Here is a 16,097-nt window from a genome sequence, read left to right as displayed (position 1 = left end):
GGATGTCGGAGCAGAGTGCGGCATCCCGCGTGGGCGGCGGTCAGCCCCAGCGGACAAAAAGCGATCATGGCGGGCCGCTGGTTGCCAGGACGGCGCAAGAGCCCCGGCCATGTCCGGCCGGGGCAAGGGGCACGACGCTACTTCGCCCAGCGACGCAGGTCGGACGGAGTGTAGTCGCTCATCTTCGCGTGTTGGCCGGTCTTCAGGCCGCTGCTCTCTTCGTTCATCAGGCCGTTGACGAAGTAACGCCCACTGATCAGGTCATAGGCCGCTGCCAGCGCCTCGTAGGTGAACTGCTTGTCGTAGTACGGCATGGCGTGGGACTGGTAATTGCGCCACAACTCGCCACGGCTGTCGTAGAGCTCGCCGAGGAGGATGTTCCAGCTGTCCTCGTCGAGGTAGTAGCGGCGCTTGCTGTAGACGTGGCGGGCACCCGGCTTGAGAGTCGCTTCGACGACCCACACGCGGTGCTTCTCGAAGCGCGCCAGGTCGGGGTTCAGATGGCCCGTCTTGAGAATGTCGGCGTACTTCACCGTGCGGTCGTACAGGCGGAAGCTGTTGTAGGGCACGAACAGTTCCTGCTTGCCCACCAGCTTCCAGTCGTAGCGGTCCGGCGCGCCGTTGAAGCCATCGAGACTGTCGGCAGTGACCATGCCGTCGCTGTAGCGCGCGCTGTTGTCGTAGGCGATCAGCGGGGCACGGCGCACCCGGCGCTGGCCGGGAATGTACTGCCAGGCGGCGCGCGGTTCGGCGACCTGGTCCATCGGCTCGTGGGTCAGTACCGCCTCGCCGGACAACCGTGCCGGCTCCAGCACACGGGTCTTGAACAGGTACAGCAGGTTGGCGTCCTGCGGCAGGTCGTCAACGGTCTCGGCGTAGTTCATGTCGGTCTGCGAGCGAACCAGGCTGTAGACGCCGTTCTCCTTCACGTTGGCCGAGCTGAAGGTGCGCTCGATGCTGCCGCCACGGTAGCGGGTGATGTGATTCCAGATCGCTTCGACGCCTTCGCTGGGCAGCGGGAAAGGCACGCCGCGCTGGTAGTTGAGGACGCCGTTGCCACCGTCGGCAAGCTTGGCCTTGCTGGCGTTGTCGCGGGTCGCCGCGTTGATCTCGTCGGGCAGCCGCGCGCTGCGGTGGCTGGGGTAGACGTTGATCCGGTAGGTGTTCGGATAGCGCTTGAGCATCGCCTGCTCGCCCGGGCTGAGCCACTGGCTGTATTGCCCGGCGTTGGCCGGGGTGATGCTGAACAGCGGCTTCTCGGCGGCGTAGGGATCGGCGTAGCCGCCCTTCGCGTCGACCTGCCCCGCGTCGGGTTTCAGGCCGCCGTCCCAGGCGGGAATGCTGCCGTCGGCGTTGCCGGCCTTCTCGGCGCCGACCGGTGTCAGGCTGCTGCCGAGATCGGCTGGAGTATTGGCGGAGGCATGGGCATGGGCGCAGAACGCCAGGCCCATGGCCAGCGCCAGGGCGGTAATGTTCGAAAGGTGCATGGGGCGGTTCCTCAGAAGTCGACCTTGGCGCTGACGCTGTAGAAGTCGCGGTCGTCGAGCGTGCTGTACTTGTTGTTGCCGAAGAAGCTGTTGTAGCCGAACTCCAGGCTGTAATCGTTCAGGTAGTTGAAGGCCAGTGACAGGCCGGCGGCCATCTGCTCTTCCTGGAACGGGCCGCCCGGATCGTAGGAGTAACCCTCCACGTCGTGACGGAAGTTCAGGCTGGGCAGCATGTTCACCCCCGGCAGCACGTCGCTGTATTCCAGGCCGGCGCGCAGGCGGTAGCCCCAGGACCAGGGCGTGGTGAAGCCGTCGTCGGTGCAGTAGCGGTTGGTCACGCCACTGGCCACGGTGTTGCACTTCGTGCCATTGAGCGGCGCGCTGCGGCCGAAGGCGGAGTTGCGCCCCAGGCGCTCGTCGCCGACATCGCCCACGTGCACCACGCCGGCTTCGCCGAGCAGGGTCAGGCGGGTGGCGCCGAGCACGTTGTCGATGATCTGGGTGGCCGAGGCAGTCATCTGCCACACCGGCTTGCGCTCCCAGCCGTCCAGCGTCTGGCCGGTGGTGGAGGCGTTGGCCGACACGTCGGTGATCGACGAACTGCCGCCGGGGCCGGTGATCATCGCCACGTTCATGTCCGGGCCGTTGAGCGCCACCGGCATGTTCGGCCGGTAACTCAGCTCCGCCGCCAGCGAGGTGCCCCAGCCGGGCAGAGCGCCGTTGATGCTCAGGCCGTAGAGGTGAATGTTCTCCGGGAACGCGGCGGCATACACGGGGCCCTGTACGCGTCCGATGGGGAAGTTCCCGGGCTTGCTGTTGTCGCGCGCGGTGAGCTGCAGGTAAGGCAGTCGCGCGTGGTAATTCACGTAGTAGAACGCCGCCTCGGCATCGTTCAGCGAGCTGATCAGGGTGCGCAGGGCGACGCCCCACTGGCCCTGGTCGGACGGGTCCTGGTCATCGCCGTGGGCGGCGTACAGGCCGCCTGCCTGCATCTGCGCGTCAGTCTGCACCTGGCTCAGGTAGAGCGGACCACAACCGGGCTGGATGGCGTCGCTGGTGGCGAAGAAGGTGCCGCAACCGTCCAGCACGCTGGGCCGCCAGTTGTACTGGTAGAAGCCTTCCAGGTTCACCTTGTCGCTCAGCCCGAGGTTGAACGAGAGCATCTCCACCGGCAGCTGGCCTTCCTTGATGTCCACGCCCGGCTTGTTGAAGGCGCTGTAGTCCAGCGGGTTGATCACATTGATACCGTTCTGGATCAGCACAGCCTCACCCCAGGACAGCACCTGCTTGCCGAGCTTGAGGTTCAGCGGATGTTCGGCGACGTCGAAGTCCTTCCATACGTAGGCGTCGAGGGTGTCGAAGCCATGAAAACGCGCCAGGGTCGGCCAGCCGCTGTCGTCGAAGTCCTTGAAGCGGCCGTCGCCGGTCTCGTAGGCATGGTCGTACCAGTACTTGAAGCGGATGAAGGCGCCCTGCCCGTCGCCCTCCAGGCTGAAGTCCGTGAGGCCCTTGAACATCTGCGAGATGGGGTCGCCCTTCTTGAAGTTCAGGCGATTGTCGTCGGCGCTCACACTGGTGCCGTCGGCATTGTCGATGTGCTGCGCCTGCACCGCGTTGGCGTGGGTCATCAGGTGCCGATCGGGGTCCTGCGCCGACCAACTGGCTCCAAGACTGAGGGTGGTCTTGGTGGACAGGCTCCAGTCGTCGTTCAGTTCGAAGGTTGTGGCCTGCGCACCAGAGGCGCTACTGACGGCGAGGGCCAGCAGAAGAGGTCGGCAGATGCAGTGCTGGCGCTGCCCCACGAAAGCGAGGGGGACAGGGGCCGGATGGATTCTTGTCATTATGGGCTCCGGAGGATGGGTACCGCCGGCCCACCATGAAGGGAGCGGACGCGGCAGCCACAAGCCGGGACCGACAAAATTCGATCATGCCGGGTATTGGCCGAGGCGGAACTGCTTGGGCGTAACACCGAAGCGCTTGCGAAAGGCGCGGATGAAGTTGCCGCTCTGCCGGTAGCCGATGCGCTCGGCGATACGCTCGATGGGCTGGTCGGAAGAACGCAACCAGATGCGCGCCAGACTCAGGCCGTCGCTCTCCCCGTCCTTGCGTGTATCACCCCATTGGCGCCGCAGGCTCTGGTAGAGGAACTCATTGGCGCCCACCAGCGGCGTGGCCAGCAGCGCCGTGGGCAGCAGCAGGAACGGCGAAGGCGCCACCCGCCAGGGCACGCCCCACTCGACGAGCGTCGACGTGCAGCGCTGTTGCGCAGCGACGCCGGCCTCCCGGCACACCTGCGCCGCCGGCAGCCCGACACGCCGGGCAATGTTGCGGATCAGGGTCAGCACCGCGGCATCCAGGCCGAAGTGGTGCAGGTCGTCACGCACCAGTTCAAGGGTCAGGCGGGTGACTTCGCCCTCTTCTTCCAGGCGCGATTGCACGCAGTTGGTCACCGTGGGCAGGTACTGGCAGAAGGCGGCAAGGCTGGTGCCCAGGTCCGGGGCGGAATCCAGCAGGATGTTCAGGCCCTGCAGGCAATGGGTGGCCATGCTGTTGAGCAGCTCGCAACCGAACTGCGGATTGCCGCTGGCGCGCTCGCACTCGCTCCACAGGCACTCCACCTGGTCTGCCGGGATGTGCGCGCGATGATCCGCCAGCTGTGCCTCGGCAATCCCTGCGCGCAGGCGCAATTCCGCCGCGCACAACCCCAGGCGGGCGGCATGCAGGAGGATGGTGCTGGCGAAGGCGCTGGAGGCGAACAGCAAGGGCGACATGGGATAGGTCCGGTTCGGCAGGCGGTTTACTAGACCAGCTGACTCTGCTATCCATCAAATTCATTCGACTCAACTCTTTTATGCGCAGGACGCATGATGGAACTCAGACAGCTCCGCCACCTGGCCGCCCTCGCCGACTTCCAGAACTACCAGCGCGCTGCCGACGCCATTGGCCTAAGCCAGTCGGCACTGAGCCGCAGCATCCAGTCCCTGGAGCGCGACCTCGACTGCCTGCTGGTGGACCGCCAGAGCCGCGACTTCCGCCTGACCGGCCAGGGCGAGCTGGTGCTGCAGCACGCGCGGCGCCTGCTGGCCGGTACCCGTTCGCTACGCAACGAACTGCAGCAGTACAACGGCCTCGATGCCGGCGAGCTGCGCTTCGGCTGCGGCCCTTATCCCGCGCAACTGCTGGTGCCCGAGGCCATGGCCGATTTCATCCGCGCTCACCCGGCGATCGATGTCGGCTTCCTGATGGGCGACTGGGAACAGATGGCGCAGCTGCTCAGGGAAGAACAGGTGGAATTCTTCGTCGGCGACGCCCGTGAATTCGCCGACGATCCCGATTACCAGGTGCGCTGGATGGAGTTCCGCCCCGGCCGCTTCTTCTGCCGTGCAGGCCATCCGCTGGCCGGCGCGGAGCACCTGAAGCTGGCCGACCTGCTCGACTACCCGCGCGTCGGCACCCGCATTCCGCCGCCGCTGCGCAAGGTGCTGGCCGAGGTGATCGGCGAACGCGACTTCCACATGAACATCGAATGTGCGCAGTTCGCCGCGATCCTGCACATCGTCGCACGCTCCGATGCGGTCGGCCTGGCCGCCGTGGAGGCGCTGCACGACCCAGTGCAGCATGGCGAAGTGGCCCTGCTGCAGATCACCGACATCCCCCAGGATCGCCCCGAACTGCGCCTGCACTACGGCATCGTCAGCCGCGCCGGCTTCGGCCTGTCGCCGGCAGCACAAGCGATGATCGAGGCAATCTTCGCCGCCGACGAGCGCCTGCCGCGCGGGCTTGTCGGTGCCAGGCGCAATGCGTAAGGTCGTCCCGCCCGCCCCACCGAGCCCTCTCACGCAATGAGCCCAGCTTCCGCCCATCCGTCCAACGCCTTCTACGCGCCGACGCTACTGCCAGCCATGGAAGAGCTGCTCGCCCGCGGGATTGCCGCCACGGAGCTGGAGGCCTGCATGCGCCGGACGCTGCTGGAGCTGCGCACGCCGCTGGTGCGCGTGCCGCTGTTTCTCTCCCGGCGCTTCTGGGACCTCGCCGAGCGGGCCAGCGGCGAAGCCGCCATCGGCCTGCTGGCAGGCAAGCGCTTCGTGTCGACCCTGACCAACGGCCTGACCTACCTGTTCGATGTGGCGCCGACCCTGGAAGCGGCCTGCACCTACTTCGCCCGGTACTTCCCCTACTTCAACGGCTCGCTGTACATCGAACTGCGCATCGAGGACGACAGCGTCGCCCTGGTTCTCTCCGAATGCGGCGCGCTGCTGTCCGGCCGGCAGAGCCGCGAGTACACCCTGGTCGGCATCTGCAGTCTGCTGCGCCGCAAGCTGCTGGCCAGCGGCATTGCCCAGGACCCGCTGCTCGGCATCCAGTTGCCCGGTCACGCTCCAGCGAACGCCGAACTCTATGAGCAAACCCTGCGCGCGCCTCTGCACTGGTGCAGCGATGTGTCCGAGATGGTGCTGCAGCTGCAACCGGCGCTGTTCCTCCAGCCGCTGTCTCCAGCCAATCCCGAGCTGGAGGCGACCCTGGTCGGCATCGTCGAGCAGGCGCGCGGGCAGACCCAGCGAACCCTGCTGGACGAAGCCGCCGACCATATCGCTGGCACCCTGGCGGAGGGCGCGAGCTTCCAGTCCTTCTGCAAGACCCGTCATCTGACCGAGCGCACCGCCGCACGGCGGCTGCTCAGCCACGGCTGGCGCTACAGCGAGCTGCTCGACGAGCAGCGTCGCTACAAGGCGCTCGACCTGCTGGACGACCCGGTACTGTCGCTCGCGCAGATCACCGACCGGCTCGGCTATGGGGATCTGCAGAGTTTCTCCCGGGCCTTCGGTCGCTGGTACGACAGCAGCCCGGGCGCCTGGCGCGAAGCGCAAAGGCGCAGAGGATGAGCGGGACCCGCCCTGCCCTGCTCGACAGGGCGTGAGCGACTCAGCGGGTCCAGAGCGGATCGGTGGTGAAAGCGATGGTCAACCAGCGGTTGGGGCCTTCGCCGCCGATGGCCTCGCCGATCTCGTCGCGCAGCCTGTCCCACTCGGCCAGCGTCTGCGCCGGCCAGTTCGACGGAACGATGAAGTACAGCTCGATCTGCTGCGCCCGCCCGACCTTGGCGACGTAGGCCTGGTAGGCCAGGAACCCGTGCTGAGCCACGGCGGCTGCGGCGACTTCGTCGACGTGCTCCTTCAACTCGGGCGGCGTGACCAGGAGGATGTCCTTGAACGCCTGGCGAATGGTCAGGAAGGGAATCGGCAGGATCACCAGGCAGATCAGCGCCAGCACCGCCGGGTCGACATAAGGGCCGATATGCGCGTAGCCACTCACGGTAGCCACGTCACCCACCAGAAAGGCGATCAGCAAGGCCAGGGAAATGCTGCCGGACATCACCCAGGATTTCGCATCGAGGGCGACGAAGTCCGAACCGATGCGCTTGTTGGCGCGGAACTGCACCGCCGCCAGGGCGAAACAGACCAGCGTGGCGACCGCCGCATAGAGAATGGCGAAGCCGAACTCCAGCGCATGGCCGCCGGTGAGCAGCCGGCCGATGGCGTTGATCAGTGCATACAGCGTAACGCCCGAGAGCAGCGTGCCGTTGAGTGCCAGCACCATGGGCTCCAGGTGCCAGAAGCCCATGTTGAAGCGCTCGGCCAGACGCCGGCTGGCGTCGCCCTCGGTGGTATGGCGGCGGATCAGGGTGGCCACCATCAGCGCCAGGCCGCTCATGCTGGCATCGGCCAGGGAATAGACGCCGTCGAAGACGATGGAGAAGGATCCCGAAAGCAGGCCGACGATAATCCCGAAACCGGCCAACAGCACGGTCACGATGATGGAAAGCCGCAGGATGCCCTGTTCTGTTTTCATGGCTGGCGTGCTCCTCGCGCCTTGAGTGGTCGCGTCGCCGGAAACAGGCCCGAAGGGCACTGGCGGCTTCGCTGGGGGGCGCGACTATATGTCAGCGCCGGCACCAAGGCTATTGGCGCCCGGGCAATGTCGCTATGCACTTTCGCAAGGTGGCGGACGGCCAGGAACAACCCCTTGTACGCAGCGGCCCCGCGTTGGCCACCCCATGGCAATGCTGCCCACTGACATCGTAAGCTTCGCACAACCCAGCCGAACCCCTGGATGGTCAACAGGCCCGCGCTGGAAAGGGTTGCTCAAGGAACTGAAGCAATACCCTGCCCGCCCCCCCGGCACAGCCCGTTCGTTGCCCACGCTTATCGCCAAACACAAGGAAGCGTCATGCGTAGCGTCAATCTCCTGATCATGTTTGCGGTGTCCGTCATCAGCGCACTGTCCGGTGCGTTCAATCTGCTGAACGGGGTCAAGCATTACCCCAACAGCCTGCCCTTGACGGTGTTACTCGTGGGCCTTTCGCTGATTTCGTTCGCCTACGCACTGCTGTTGTTGAAGCCCGCCGACAAGAGCGACACCGGGCAATGGCTGATTCTCCTGTGTTATGCCATCAGCGCCGTCTCCGGGACCGTCGCCTGCGGCATCCTCGGTACGCTCCCCTTCATCATGCAAAGCATGGCTTTGAGTCTCGTCCCGACGCTGAACTCCCTCAGGCTTCCGTTCCTGGTCTGCGCACTTCCTGCAGTGGCCCCCTACGCCCTGGCCGTCGTCTACCTGCGGCGACAACGCGCCGCCCTTCGCCTGACTCCAGGCCAGTAGCAGCGCCGCCCCTTGTGGGCGAGTCAGGCCGTGCGCAGCGGCACTTCCTGCAACAGCCACGACAGTGCGAAAGCCACGGCGCTGACCAGGCATGCCACCAGGAACACCCAATGCATCGCCCCGGAAAAGGCCTGCAGGTAGGTCTGCTGCAGCGCCACCGGCAAGGCATGCACGGCGGCCGGCGACAGGTTGGCCGGGGAGCCGGCGCTGGCCGGGAAGCTGCCGGCGAGCCGGCTCATCAGCTCGTGGGAGAACAGCGCGCCGAACACCGAGACGCCAATGGAACCGCCAATGGAGCGGAACAATGTCGCGCCGGAAGTGGCCACGCCCATGTGGCGGAACTCGACGCTGTTCTGCACCGCCAGGATCAGCACCTGCATCACCATGCCCAACCCCGCGCCCAGCAAGGCCATGTAGAGATTCATCTGGACCATCGACGACTGCAGGTCGAGGCGGCTCAGCAGCGCCAGGGCGATGGCCTGCAGCAACGTGCCGAGAATGGGGAATACCCGGTAACGTCCCCAGCGGCTGATCAGCCTGCCGGTGACTGCCGAGACGATCAGCATCGCCCCCATCAGCGGCAGCATCTGCAAGCCCGCACTGGTCGGCGTGGCATCCTTGACCACCTGCATGTAGAGCGGCAGGAAGGTCACCGAGCCGAACAGCGAAACACCGACGGTGAAGCCGATCAGCCCGGCGAGGACGAAGGTTCGATGGCGGAACAGGTGCAGCGGCATGATCGGTTCGGCGGCGATGCGCTGTTCGTGGACGAAGCCGATCAGCCCGACGACAGCGAAGAGCGCCAGGACCATGATGTCGATCGAGGCCCATTTCAGGGTGCTGCCGCCCAGGCTGGTGATCAGCACCAGCGAGGCCAGCGCCAGGGTCAGGAAAAACGCGCCGAAGTAGTCGATGACGTGCTTCACCCGCGCGACGTGGGGCTTGAATGCACTACCGATCACCAGCAGGGCGAGCAGCCCCAGTGGCAGGTTGATGTAGAAGATCCAGCGCCAGGACAGCTGCTCGACCAGGAAGCCGCCCACCAGCGGGCCGACCACGGTGGCAAGGCCGAACACACCACCGAACAGCCCCTGGTAGCGGCCACGCTCGGCCGGCGGAATGACATCGCCAATCGCCGCCATCGCCACCACCATCAGTCCTCCCCCGCCCAGTCCCTGAAGCGCGCGCAGGAGAATCAGCTCAGTCATGTTCTGCGCCAGCCCGCAGAGTGCCGAACCCACCAGGAACAGCACGATGGCGGTCTGCAGCACCAGCTTGCGGCCATACAGGTCGCCGAACTTGCCGTACAGCGGCACCACGACGGTGGAGGCCAGCAGGTAGGCGGTCACCACCCAGGACAGCAGATGCAGGCTGCCCAGTTCGCCGACGATGGTAGGCAAGGCAGTGGACACGATGGTCTGGTCCAGCGCCGCGAGGAACATCACCAGCAGCAAAGCCGCCAGCAACAGGGGAATGGAGGGTTGTGCCTCCCCGGCGTCGGCTGCGGGACTCGCATGGCTGGCCAGGGTTTGATCGGAAGCCGGTTGCATGGGGCTGACCTGAAGAGAGGGGACATCGTTGCGCGGGAATGCAGCCGTGTGCGGACTCAGCAGTCCGCCGCGGTAGCCCGCAGTTGGTACTGACGACCTACCTCCCGCAGGCCCGCCAGGGTGAAGCTGTACAGCTGCGCGGTGACCACTTCACCGGGCATGTCGAGGATGTCGCGCAGGGCACCGTGCCCGCCGCGGGGGCCGATCAGCAGCATTGCCCAGGGCGCGGTCACGCTGAGGATGCAGGGGACCAGCGTGGGGTCGTCTGCCGGGATCCCGGTGATCTCGCTGAACAGCTGCTTGAGCAACGTCAGCTTCAGCGCCTTCTGCGGATGCAGCACCTCCTGACCGTGGCTGCTGGGCGCCAGGGCTTCGGCGGCGAGCACTCGCAAATGCCAGCTCTCTCGTCCACGCGACGCCTTGCGCACCACCAGTTCGGTCAGTGCAAGCAGCTTGTCCGGCGCGGGTTGCTCGGCCTGGATGATCCGCTGCAGATCGGCAATATCGAGAAAGCGCCGCCGGGCCTCCCCAAGCACCGCTTGGTAAAGACCGCTGCGGCTGCCGAAGTGGTAGTTGATCGAGGCCAGGTCCACCTCCGCCTTGGCGGCCACCGCCTTGTTGCTGGTTTCGGCGAAACCGAGGGTCGCGAGCAGTTCGCCGGCGGCTTCGAGGATGCGGATTCGGGTCGCTTCACCATCTTTACGGGATTCGCGGGAGGCCATGGGTTTTCCTTGGCGCAGGAACGATGTCGACCAGACTGACGCAGGCAAACTCTAAATTCAATTTAAATTTAGATTTAACGACGAACTGCGCCCCCAGCGACGGCTTCAGAATGAGCGACCTCGACCACCGGGGACGCTACTACCAGGAGCCTTTGTCGGCGGTGGATTCATCATTTGCCGACGAAAACAGAGACGATTTGTGCTGATTCAGGTGATCCCAAGGGCTGTATGGAATAACCTTGCACCACGCAATCAACCTCGAAGCTGTGAATTGAACAATGGGTTTTGAACAACTAGCTGGGCTACGTGACCGCCTGCGGGCAGAAAAAGAGCAGGCCAAGGCCGCTGGCGAGAAGCGCCGCAAGCCGAAGGCCCCACCGCAGGAGAAACCTCGTGAGCAGGATCCTGCGCTGGAAGCGATCTGGCGATTGCAGCGGCATTTTCCATTGGCCTTCCCCGTGAATCCGGCGCCCAAGGTTCCGCTCAAGGAAGGGATTCTCAAGGATGCCGAGCAACACCTGGCGCAACTCGGGATAACCAGCGAGCAGCTCAAACTGGGTGTCGCGGCGTGGTGCCGGGGAGCTCGATACTGGGCCAGCATGGTGGAGAACGCACCGCGCCTGGACTTGAACGGCCAGGCAGTCGGCAGCGTGACCGCCGCCCAGGCGCTGCACGCGAAGCAGCAGGCTTCGCGGCAACGCAGCCAGGAGCGTCGGAATCGGGAGAAGTTGAAAAATCGTACTCCCGCCACCGCCGAAACCACTTCCGATACCACCACGGCTCAGTCTTCGGACTGAGCCCGGTCGCGGCTTTCATCGTCTCGGCAATCCCTCCGGCGAGTGACTGGCCAACACGGCAGCTTCGGGTCAGAAGCTGCCGGTGACTGCCGATGCGCTGAACCGCTAGCGCCCTACCCGCCTGGCGTGCGAGCGAGCTCCGCAACAGAGCCCGGGCGAATCCGGTTCAAAGGCACATGCGATAGCTGCCTGCCGATCGGGTCATTGCGCCGCCCTGATCCACTCAGCGGCTCTCTCAGCAATCATGATGGTCGGTGCGTTGGTGTTGCCCCCGATCAGGGTCGGCATGATCGAGGCATCGACAACCCTGAGCCCTTCGATGCCATGCACGCGGAGCTGGTTGTCCACCACGGCCATCTCGTCGCTCCCCATCTTGCAGGTACCGACAGGGTGATAGACGGTGTCGGTGCGCCTGCGCAACAGCTCGATCAATTGCTCATCGCTGGCCAGGTCGCTGCCGTACAGGTCCTTCAGGCCATAGCGCGCCAGCGGCGACTGCCCCACGATTTCCCGCACCATGCGATAGCCCTTGAGCAGCGTGCCGACATCGTCGTCGTGGCCGAGGAAATTCGGGTCGATGCGCGGCGGCGCGAAAGGATCGGCCGAGTGCAATCCGACGCTGCCGACGCTCTTGGGACGCAGCACGCAAACGTGACAGCTGAAGCCGTGCCCCCAATGCAGCTTTCTGCCATGGTCGTCGATCGGTCCGATGACCGCGTGCAGCTGGATGTCCGGGCGTGGCAGCTCCTGCGAGGTCTTGAGGAACCCCCCACTCTCCGCGCAGTTGCTGGCGAAAGGACCGGTCTTGTGGCGCGCATATTCGACGAAGGCCTTTCCCATCTTTACCGTACCGCTGGCGGAGATTCCCAGCAGCGAGGTGTCGTGGCTTTTGTAGCAGGCCACGATATCGGGATGATCCTGAAGGTTCTGCCCGACCCCGGGCAGTTCATGGTGCAAGGCAATGCCCTGGGGCTTGAGTTCGCTCTGCGCGCCGATTCCCGAAAGCATCAGTAGCTGCGGGCTGGCAAACGCCCCTGCACTGAGCAGGACCTCACGGCGCGCCCGGATCTCCAGGCGCTCGCCTTTCAGCGATACCTGCATACCCACCGCACGCTTGCCTTGCAGCAGGATACGCTGAGCATGCGCACCGGTAATGACGGTCAGGTTGCCGCGCAGCTCGCGGATGGGCTTGAGGAAGGCGGCGGCGGCGCTCCAGCGGCGCCCATCGTGAATGGTCACGTCGTAGTGCCCCACGCCCTCCTGCTCGGCGCCATTGAAGTCGGCGTTGCGTTGATGGCCCGCCTGGCCGGCCGCGTCAAGGAACGCATTGGTGACCGCGTGCGGCTGCACCCGCCCCACATGCAACTCGCCCTCGCCGCCATGGAAAGGGCTGCCACCCAGATGGTGGCCTTCACTTTTCCGGAAGTACGGCAGGACGTCATCATAGGACCAGCCGGGGTTACCGAGGGCTTGCCAGTCGTCGTAGTCGCTGCGGTGACCACGGATGTAGATCATACCGTTGATCGAACTGCTGCCCCCCAGGGTTTTCCCCCGTGGCTGGTACCCATGGCGCCCCATCAGGCCTGGCTGTGGCACCGTCTGCAATGCCCAGTTCACATGGCGCGTCGGGAGGATCGCCGCCACGCCGATCGGAGCATGGATCAACGGGGAGGTGTCTTCGGAACCGGCCTCCAGCAGGCACACCCGCACTGACGGATCGGCACTGAGGCGATTAGCGAGTACGCAGCCAGCCGAGCCGGCACCAACGATGACGTAATCGAATTCCATACTTGTTCTTCTCGGTTCGCGGATGATGGGCACCCGGCAGATCACGGGGTGCCGGGGTCTGGAATTCTTCGTCGATGAGGAGCAAATTAATTGATCCTTGACGACTAGCATTTGATTTTTGACGACTGTGACAGCACTCATCCGCACCACCTCGTTCATTGGATTTCCGCAGTTGGTCGCGCAGCTGGGCGGCGATCCTGCCCAGTTCCTGCGTCGCTTCCAGATCGACCCACGCGCACTCGAAGATGACGACGCGCGGGTCCCGCTGAGATCGCTGGTGGCGGTGCTCGAATGTGCTGCCAATGAGCTGGACTGCCCCGACCTGGGTCTGCGCATGGCGGAGTATCAGGACCTGCATGTCCTGGGGCCCGTCGCACTGATTGCGCGAAACTCGGCAACCGTCGGCCAGGCACTGGAGGAGATATCGCGCTTCATCGGCTACCACAGCCCCGGCATCGACGTGCAACTCGACCGCTCGGAGCCTGAGGCGCCCCGGCTGGTGATCGAGATCCGCCTGCCCGGCCCAACGAGGCGGCGACAGATGCAGGACCTCGCGCTGGGCGTGGGATACAACACGATGAAATTGCTCTGCGGCAGCCAGTTCAGCGCCCAGGCCCTTCTGCTCGCCGGGGCCGGCTCACTGCCCTCCGCCCGGTACCGGCGCTACTTCAGGACGACCATCTATTTCGGCCAGGACTGCAATGCCCTGATCCTGAGCCCGGACCAGCTCGGCCAGCGAATCGAGCGTCAGGACGCCCAGTTACACCGGGTATTGCTGGACTACCTCAGCCCCTTCGATGCACAGGGCTCCGCTGGCCTGGTGCGGCAAGTGGAAACGCTGATCCTGCGGACGTTGCCGACTCAGCGCTGCCGCATCAGCCTGATCGCCGAGCAGCTGGGGTTGCATGAACGGGTGCTGCAACGGCGCCTTGCCGACGAGGGAACGGGCTTCGAGGCGTTGCTGGAACAGGCTCGGCGCTCCTGTGCGCAGCGCTATCTGGCCGAGCGCCATATGCCACTGTCCCAGGTGGCTGGCCTGCTGGGCTACAGCGAACAAAGCGTCTTCAACCGTGCCTGCCGCCGCTGGTTCGATGACACGCCGCGCGGAATGCGCCGACAGTTGCTCGATGCCGCAGACGCCTCGCTATCGGCCGATCTGCCTGACTAGGACGGAGCATCGCGGCGCTATCTCACCAGCCCCAGCTCCTTGGCGCGGACGATGGCCTGGGTGCGGCGCGCCACTCCAAGCTTCACATTGATCTTCTGCGCATGGCTCTTGACCGTGTGCAGGGAAATGAAGAGCTGCTCGGCAATGTCCTGGTTGGACAACCCCTGGGCGATCATCTTCAGCACCGACAGCTCACGCGGGCTGAGCAGCACCGCGGCGGGCTGCTGGTCGTCGGCTCGGAGGGATTCCTTCCCCCAGCGAACCAGGCCCGGATTGCGCAGGCTGCAAGCGTACTCCGCACTGACCATGCCGATCTGCCGGGACAGCGACATCGCATCCAGCAACGCCCGCCGCGCGGAGAGCTGCTGGCCCTTGGCATAGTGTGCCTCGGCCAGGCCGAACCACAGTTCCACCGCCAGAGCGCGCCGCTCCTGCTGAAGGGCAGCCTTGAGCATCCCTTCGAAGATTGCCGAGACATCCTCCCCCGACGCCAGGCGTGCATGGGCAAGCGCCAGCTGGAGGTGTTGCACCAACTCGGGGTTGCCATAGGGTGGCCTCTTGCGGGCGGGGCCGCTGTACTGCAGCAGACACGCTTCCAGCGCAGCGCGGGCACGGCTGGCGTGCCCCTCCTGGATCCAGAGCCGGGCGTAACCCAGCAGCAGCAGATTCTGGTACAGCGGCTCGGTGATGTTGCGGAACTGCAGCAACCGCTCGGCATCGGCGAGACGGAGATGGGCTTGCGAAAGGGACTGTTGCATCGCATCCAGCTCGGCCAGCCCTATGTATCCCCAGGAGGCGGCTGGATCTTCGCAGTCCAGGCACTCCTGCAATCCAGCCTCGAAGTGTCCACGGGCCGCGGCGTATTGGCCCAAGCGAGTCAGCAACGCTCCCAGGCGCAATCTTGTTCGACCACTCAGCGGATTGGCTTCGCCCCTCCCCGAAGCATTCAGCTCGTGGTGGAGCTGTTCCGCCAGGCGCAGTGCGGCCTTGAGCTCGCCGCGCATCTCCAGGAGCTGTACCTGCTGCAGCAGCAGCAAGGCCTCGAGCACCCGGCTGCCGTGGCGGCGAGCCACTCTGATGGCGTCGCGGTGGAACTGCTGGGCCGTCTCGAGGCGCCCGTCGACTATTTCCACTTCGATGAGCGCTGTCAGCACTATCACGTGTTGTGCCCAGGCGGACTCCGGCAGGTTCTCCAGCGCCTCGCGCATATGCGGGGTATCGACCCTGCCGCGGTGGTACTCGAGCTTGCCGCTGAGTGCCTGGCACTGTGCGAGCAGTTCACGCTGGCGCTGCGCCGTCGGCTGCGGCAGAAACCGTTGCAGTTGCGCGGCGCAGATCTCGGCTTCATCCAGCCGACCGCTGATGAGCAGCGCCCAGGAGTTGAGGATCAGCAGCCGAGGGGTACTGGAAATGAGTTCCACGGGTAAAAGGTTGCGCCAGCGAAGCACGCGCGCCATCTGGCTACCGTGCAGCAACCTGTCGCGGTTGAAGTGCTGCAAGAGACTGGCGGCGATCTCAGCCTGGTCAGCCAGCAATGCATAGTCGATGGCTTGGCGAATCTGCTCGCGCCCCGCCGCCCATTGGCATGCATGGCGGAACAGAGCGCGCTTGAGATTCTGCGCCACCTCCGCTGCGAGGATGCTTCCCACCGCTGGCCTCACGCGATGCAGCCCTTGATCGCTGTCCAGCGTTTCGATGAATACGCCCGCCTCCAGCAATTGCTGAAGCAACAGCTGACCTTCGCCAACACCGAGCACATGCTCGCAGAGAGAGGCATCGAAATCCTGCAGGCAGGAAAGCTTGCAAAGCGCCTGTCGCAAGTCGTCCGACAGCTCGGCGAGCACCTCCTGCTCCAGATACCGGCGAACCAGTGCATTGCCCTGAGCGGCCTCTGGTGGCTGACCAGGATCGCGGCCATGCAGGCG

At 65.2% G+C, this 16,097-nt stretch carries 12 protein-coding genes and 2 pseudogenes; 5 read left to right on the top strand and 9 right to left on the bottom strand.

Features of this window, described 5'->3' with window-relative positions:
• Positions 1–137: 137 nt before the first annotated feature.
• The 3 genes from ACKI1H_RS18505 to ACKI1H_RS18495 all read right to left on the bottom strand — a co-directional run bounded on the left by ACKI1H_RS18505 (position 138) and on the right by ACKI1H_RS18495 (position 4,258).
• On the bottom strand, positions 138–1,487 hold the full coding sequence (locus tag ACKI1H_RS18505; RefSeq protein WP_138525678.1) for a DUF1329 domain-containing protein: 1,350 nt from the start codon (positions 1,485–1,487) through the stop codon (positions 138–140).
• A gap of 11 nt (positions 1,488–1,498) precedes the next feature.
• Entirely contained in the window at positions 1,499–3,328 is a 1,830-nt protein-coding gene (locus ACKI1H_RS18500) for a DUF1302 domain-containing protein (RefSeq protein ID WP_440465877.1), read from the bottom strand.
• An 84-nt stretch (positions 3,329–3,412) separates the two neighbouring features.
• On the bottom strand, positions 3,413–4,258 hold the full coding sequence (locus tag ACKI1H_RS18495; RefSeq protein WP_440465876.1) for an AraC family transcriptional regulator ligand-binding domain-containing protein: 846 nt from the start codon (positions 4,256–4,258) through the stop codon (positions 3,413–3,415).
• A gap of 96 nt (positions 4,259–4,354) precedes the next feature.
• Between ACKI1H_RS18495 and ACKI1H_RS18490 the strand changes: the two genes are divergently transcribed.
• Positions 4,355–5,293 carry a LysR family transcriptional regulator gene (locus ACKI1H_RS18490; RefSeq protein ID WP_440465875.1) on the top strand — a complete coding sequence of 313 codons (939 nt, stop codon included), beginning with the start codon at positions 4,355–4,357 and terminating at the stop codon, positions 5,291–5,293.
• 36 nt (positions 5,294–5,329) lie between these two features.
• Positions 5,330–6,370 carry an AraC family transcriptional regulator ligand-binding domain-containing protein gene (locus ACKI1H_RS18485; protein WP_440465874.1) on the top strand — a complete coding sequence of 347 codons (1,041 nt, stop codon included), beginning with the start codon at positions 5,330–5,332 and terminating at the stop codon, positions 6,368–6,370.
• 40 nt (positions 6,371–6,410) lie between these two features.
• Here ACKI1H_RS18485 and ACKI1H_RS18480 read toward each other — a convergent pair whose 3' ends face one another.
• A complete protein-coding gene (locus ACKI1H_RS18480) occupies positions 6,411–7,337 on the bottom strand; it encodes a cation diffusion facilitator family transporter (RefSeq protein WP_440465873.1) in 927 nt (308 codons plus the stop codon).
• A 378-nt stretch (positions 7,338–7,715) separates the two neighbouring features.
• Here ACKI1H_RS18480 and ACKI1H_RS18475 point away from each other — a divergent pair, with 378 nt between their 5' ends.
• Positions 7,716–8,147: a hypothetical protein gene (locus ACKI1H_RS18475; RefSeq protein ID WP_440465872.1), complete on the top strand. Its 432-nt coding sequence runs from the start codon at positions 7,716–7,718 to the stop codon at positions 8,145–8,147.
• Between the two features lie 23 nt (positions 8,148–8,170).
• On the opposite strand, the gene ACKI1H_RS18470 is transcribed toward ACKI1H_RS18475, so the two are convergent.
• Together ACKI1H_RS18470 and ACKI1H_RS18465 are read right to left on the bottom strand one after the other, a co-directional pair.
• A complete protein-coding gene (locus tag ACKI1H_RS18470; RefSeq protein ID WP_138525672.1) occupies positions 8,171–9,697 on the bottom strand; it encodes an MDR family MFS transporter in 1,527 nt (508 codons plus the stop codon).
• Positions 9,698–9,753: 56 nt separating this feature from the next.
• Positions 9,754–10,419, bottom strand: a complete 666-nt coding sequence (locus ACKI1H_RS18465) for a TetR/AcrR family transcriptional regulator (protein ID WP_138525671.1) — start codon at positions 10,417–10,419, stop codon at positions 9,754–9,756.
• 278 nt (positions 10,420–10,697) lie between these two features.
• Here ACKI1H_RS18465 and ACKI1H_RS18460 point away from each other — a divergent pair, with 278 nt between their 5' ends.
• Positions 10,698–11,216 (top strand): ProQ/FinO family protein, encoded by a 519-nt coding sequence (locus ACKI1H_RS18460; RefSeq protein WP_440465871.1) that lies wholly within the window; start codon positions 10,698–10,700, stop codon positions 11,214–11,216.
• A gap of 201 nt (positions 11,217–11,417) precedes the next feature.
• On the opposite strand, the gene ACKI1H_RS18455 is transcribed toward ACKI1H_RS18460, so the two are convergent.
• The gene (locus ACKI1H_RS18455; protein ID WP_440468887.1) at positions 11,418–13,004 is read right to left on the bottom strand and encodes a GMC family oxidoreductase; all 1,587 of its coding nucleotides are present in this window, start codon (positions 13,002–13,004) and stop codon (positions 11,418–11,420) included.
• Positions 13,005–13,176: 172 nt separating this feature from the next.
• Between ACKI1H_RS18455 and ACKI1H_RS18450 the strand changes: the two genes are divergently transcribed.
• Complete coding sequence (locus ACKI1H_RS18450) at positions 13,177–14,172, top strand: AraC family transcriptional regulator (RefSeq protein WP_246084922.1); 996 nt, start codon at positions 13,177–13,179, stop codon at positions 14,170–14,172.
• Between the two features lie 17 nt (positions 14,173–14,189).
• Here the strand turns inward: ACKI1H_RS18450 and ACKI1H_RS18445 are convergent.
• Positions 14,190–14,378, bottom strand: a pseudogene (locus tag ACKI1H_RS18445) (response regulator transcription factor); the annotation flags it as partial.
• Positions 14,379–14,489: 111 nt separating this feature from the next.
• Positions 14,490–15,380 (bottom strand): annotated as a pseudogene (locus ACKI1H_RS18440) (hypothetical protein); the annotation flags it as partial.
• Positions 15,381–16,097: the final 717 nt, after the last annotated feature.

Origin of the sequence: Pseudomonas sp. YH-1, assembly GCF_051990045.1 — a bacterium.
Classification (GTDB): domain Bacteria; phylum Pseudomonadota; class Gammaproteobacteria; order Pseudomonadales; family Pseudomonadaceae; genus Pseudomonas; species Pseudomonas nicosulfuronedens.
This window is presented reverse-complemented; position numbering and strand designations above follow the sequence as displayed.

Excerpts from the sequence above, each read along its gene's own strand:
- ACKI1H_RS18505 (WP_138525678.1), bottom strand. The coding sequence starts at position 1,487 with ATGCACCTTTCGAACATTACCGCCCTGGCGCTGGCCATGGGCCTGGCG.
- ACKI1H_RS18500 (WP_440465877.1), bottom strand. The coding sequence starts at position 3,328 with ATGACAAGAATCCATCCGGCCCCTGTCCCCCTCGCTTTCGTGGGGCAG.
- ACKI1H_RS18495 (WP_440465876.1), bottom strand. The coding sequence starts at position 4,258 with ATGTCGCCCTTGCTGTTCGCCTCCAGCGCCTTCGCCAGCACCATCCTC.
- ACKI1H_RS18490 (WP_440465875.1), top strand. The coding sequence starts at position 4,355 with ATGGAACTCAGACAGCTCCGCCACCTGGCCGCCCTCGCCGACTTCCAG.
- ACKI1H_RS18485 (WP_440465874.1), top strand. The coding sequence starts at position 5,330 with ATGAGCCCAGCTTCCGCCCATCCGTCCAACGCCTTCTACGCGCCGACG.
- ACKI1H_RS18480 (WP_440465873.1), bottom strand. The coding sequence starts at position 7,337 with ATGAAAACAGAACAGGGCATCCTGCGGCTTTCCATCATCGTGACCGTG.
- ACKI1H_RS18475 (WP_440465872.1), top strand. The coding sequence starts at position 7,716 with ATGCGTAGCGTCAATCTCCTGATCATGTTTGCGGTGTCCGTCATCAGC.
- ACKI1H_RS18470 (WP_138525672.1), bottom strand. The coding sequence starts at position 9,697 with ATGCAACCGGCTTCCGATCAAACCCTGGCCAGCCATGCGAGTCCCGCA.
- ACKI1H_RS18465 (WP_138525671.1), bottom strand. The coding sequence starts at position 10,419 with ATGGCCTCCCGCGAATCCCGTAAAGATGGTGAAGCGACCCGAATCCGC.
- ACKI1H_RS18460 (WP_440465871.1), top strand. The coding sequence starts at position 10,698 with ATGGGTTTTGAACAACTAGCTGGGCTACGTGACCGCCTGCGGGCAGAA.
- ACKI1H_RS18455 (WP_440468887.1), bottom strand. The coding sequence starts at position 13,004 with ATGGAATTCGATTACGTCATCGTTGGTGCCGGCTCGGCTGGCTGCGTA.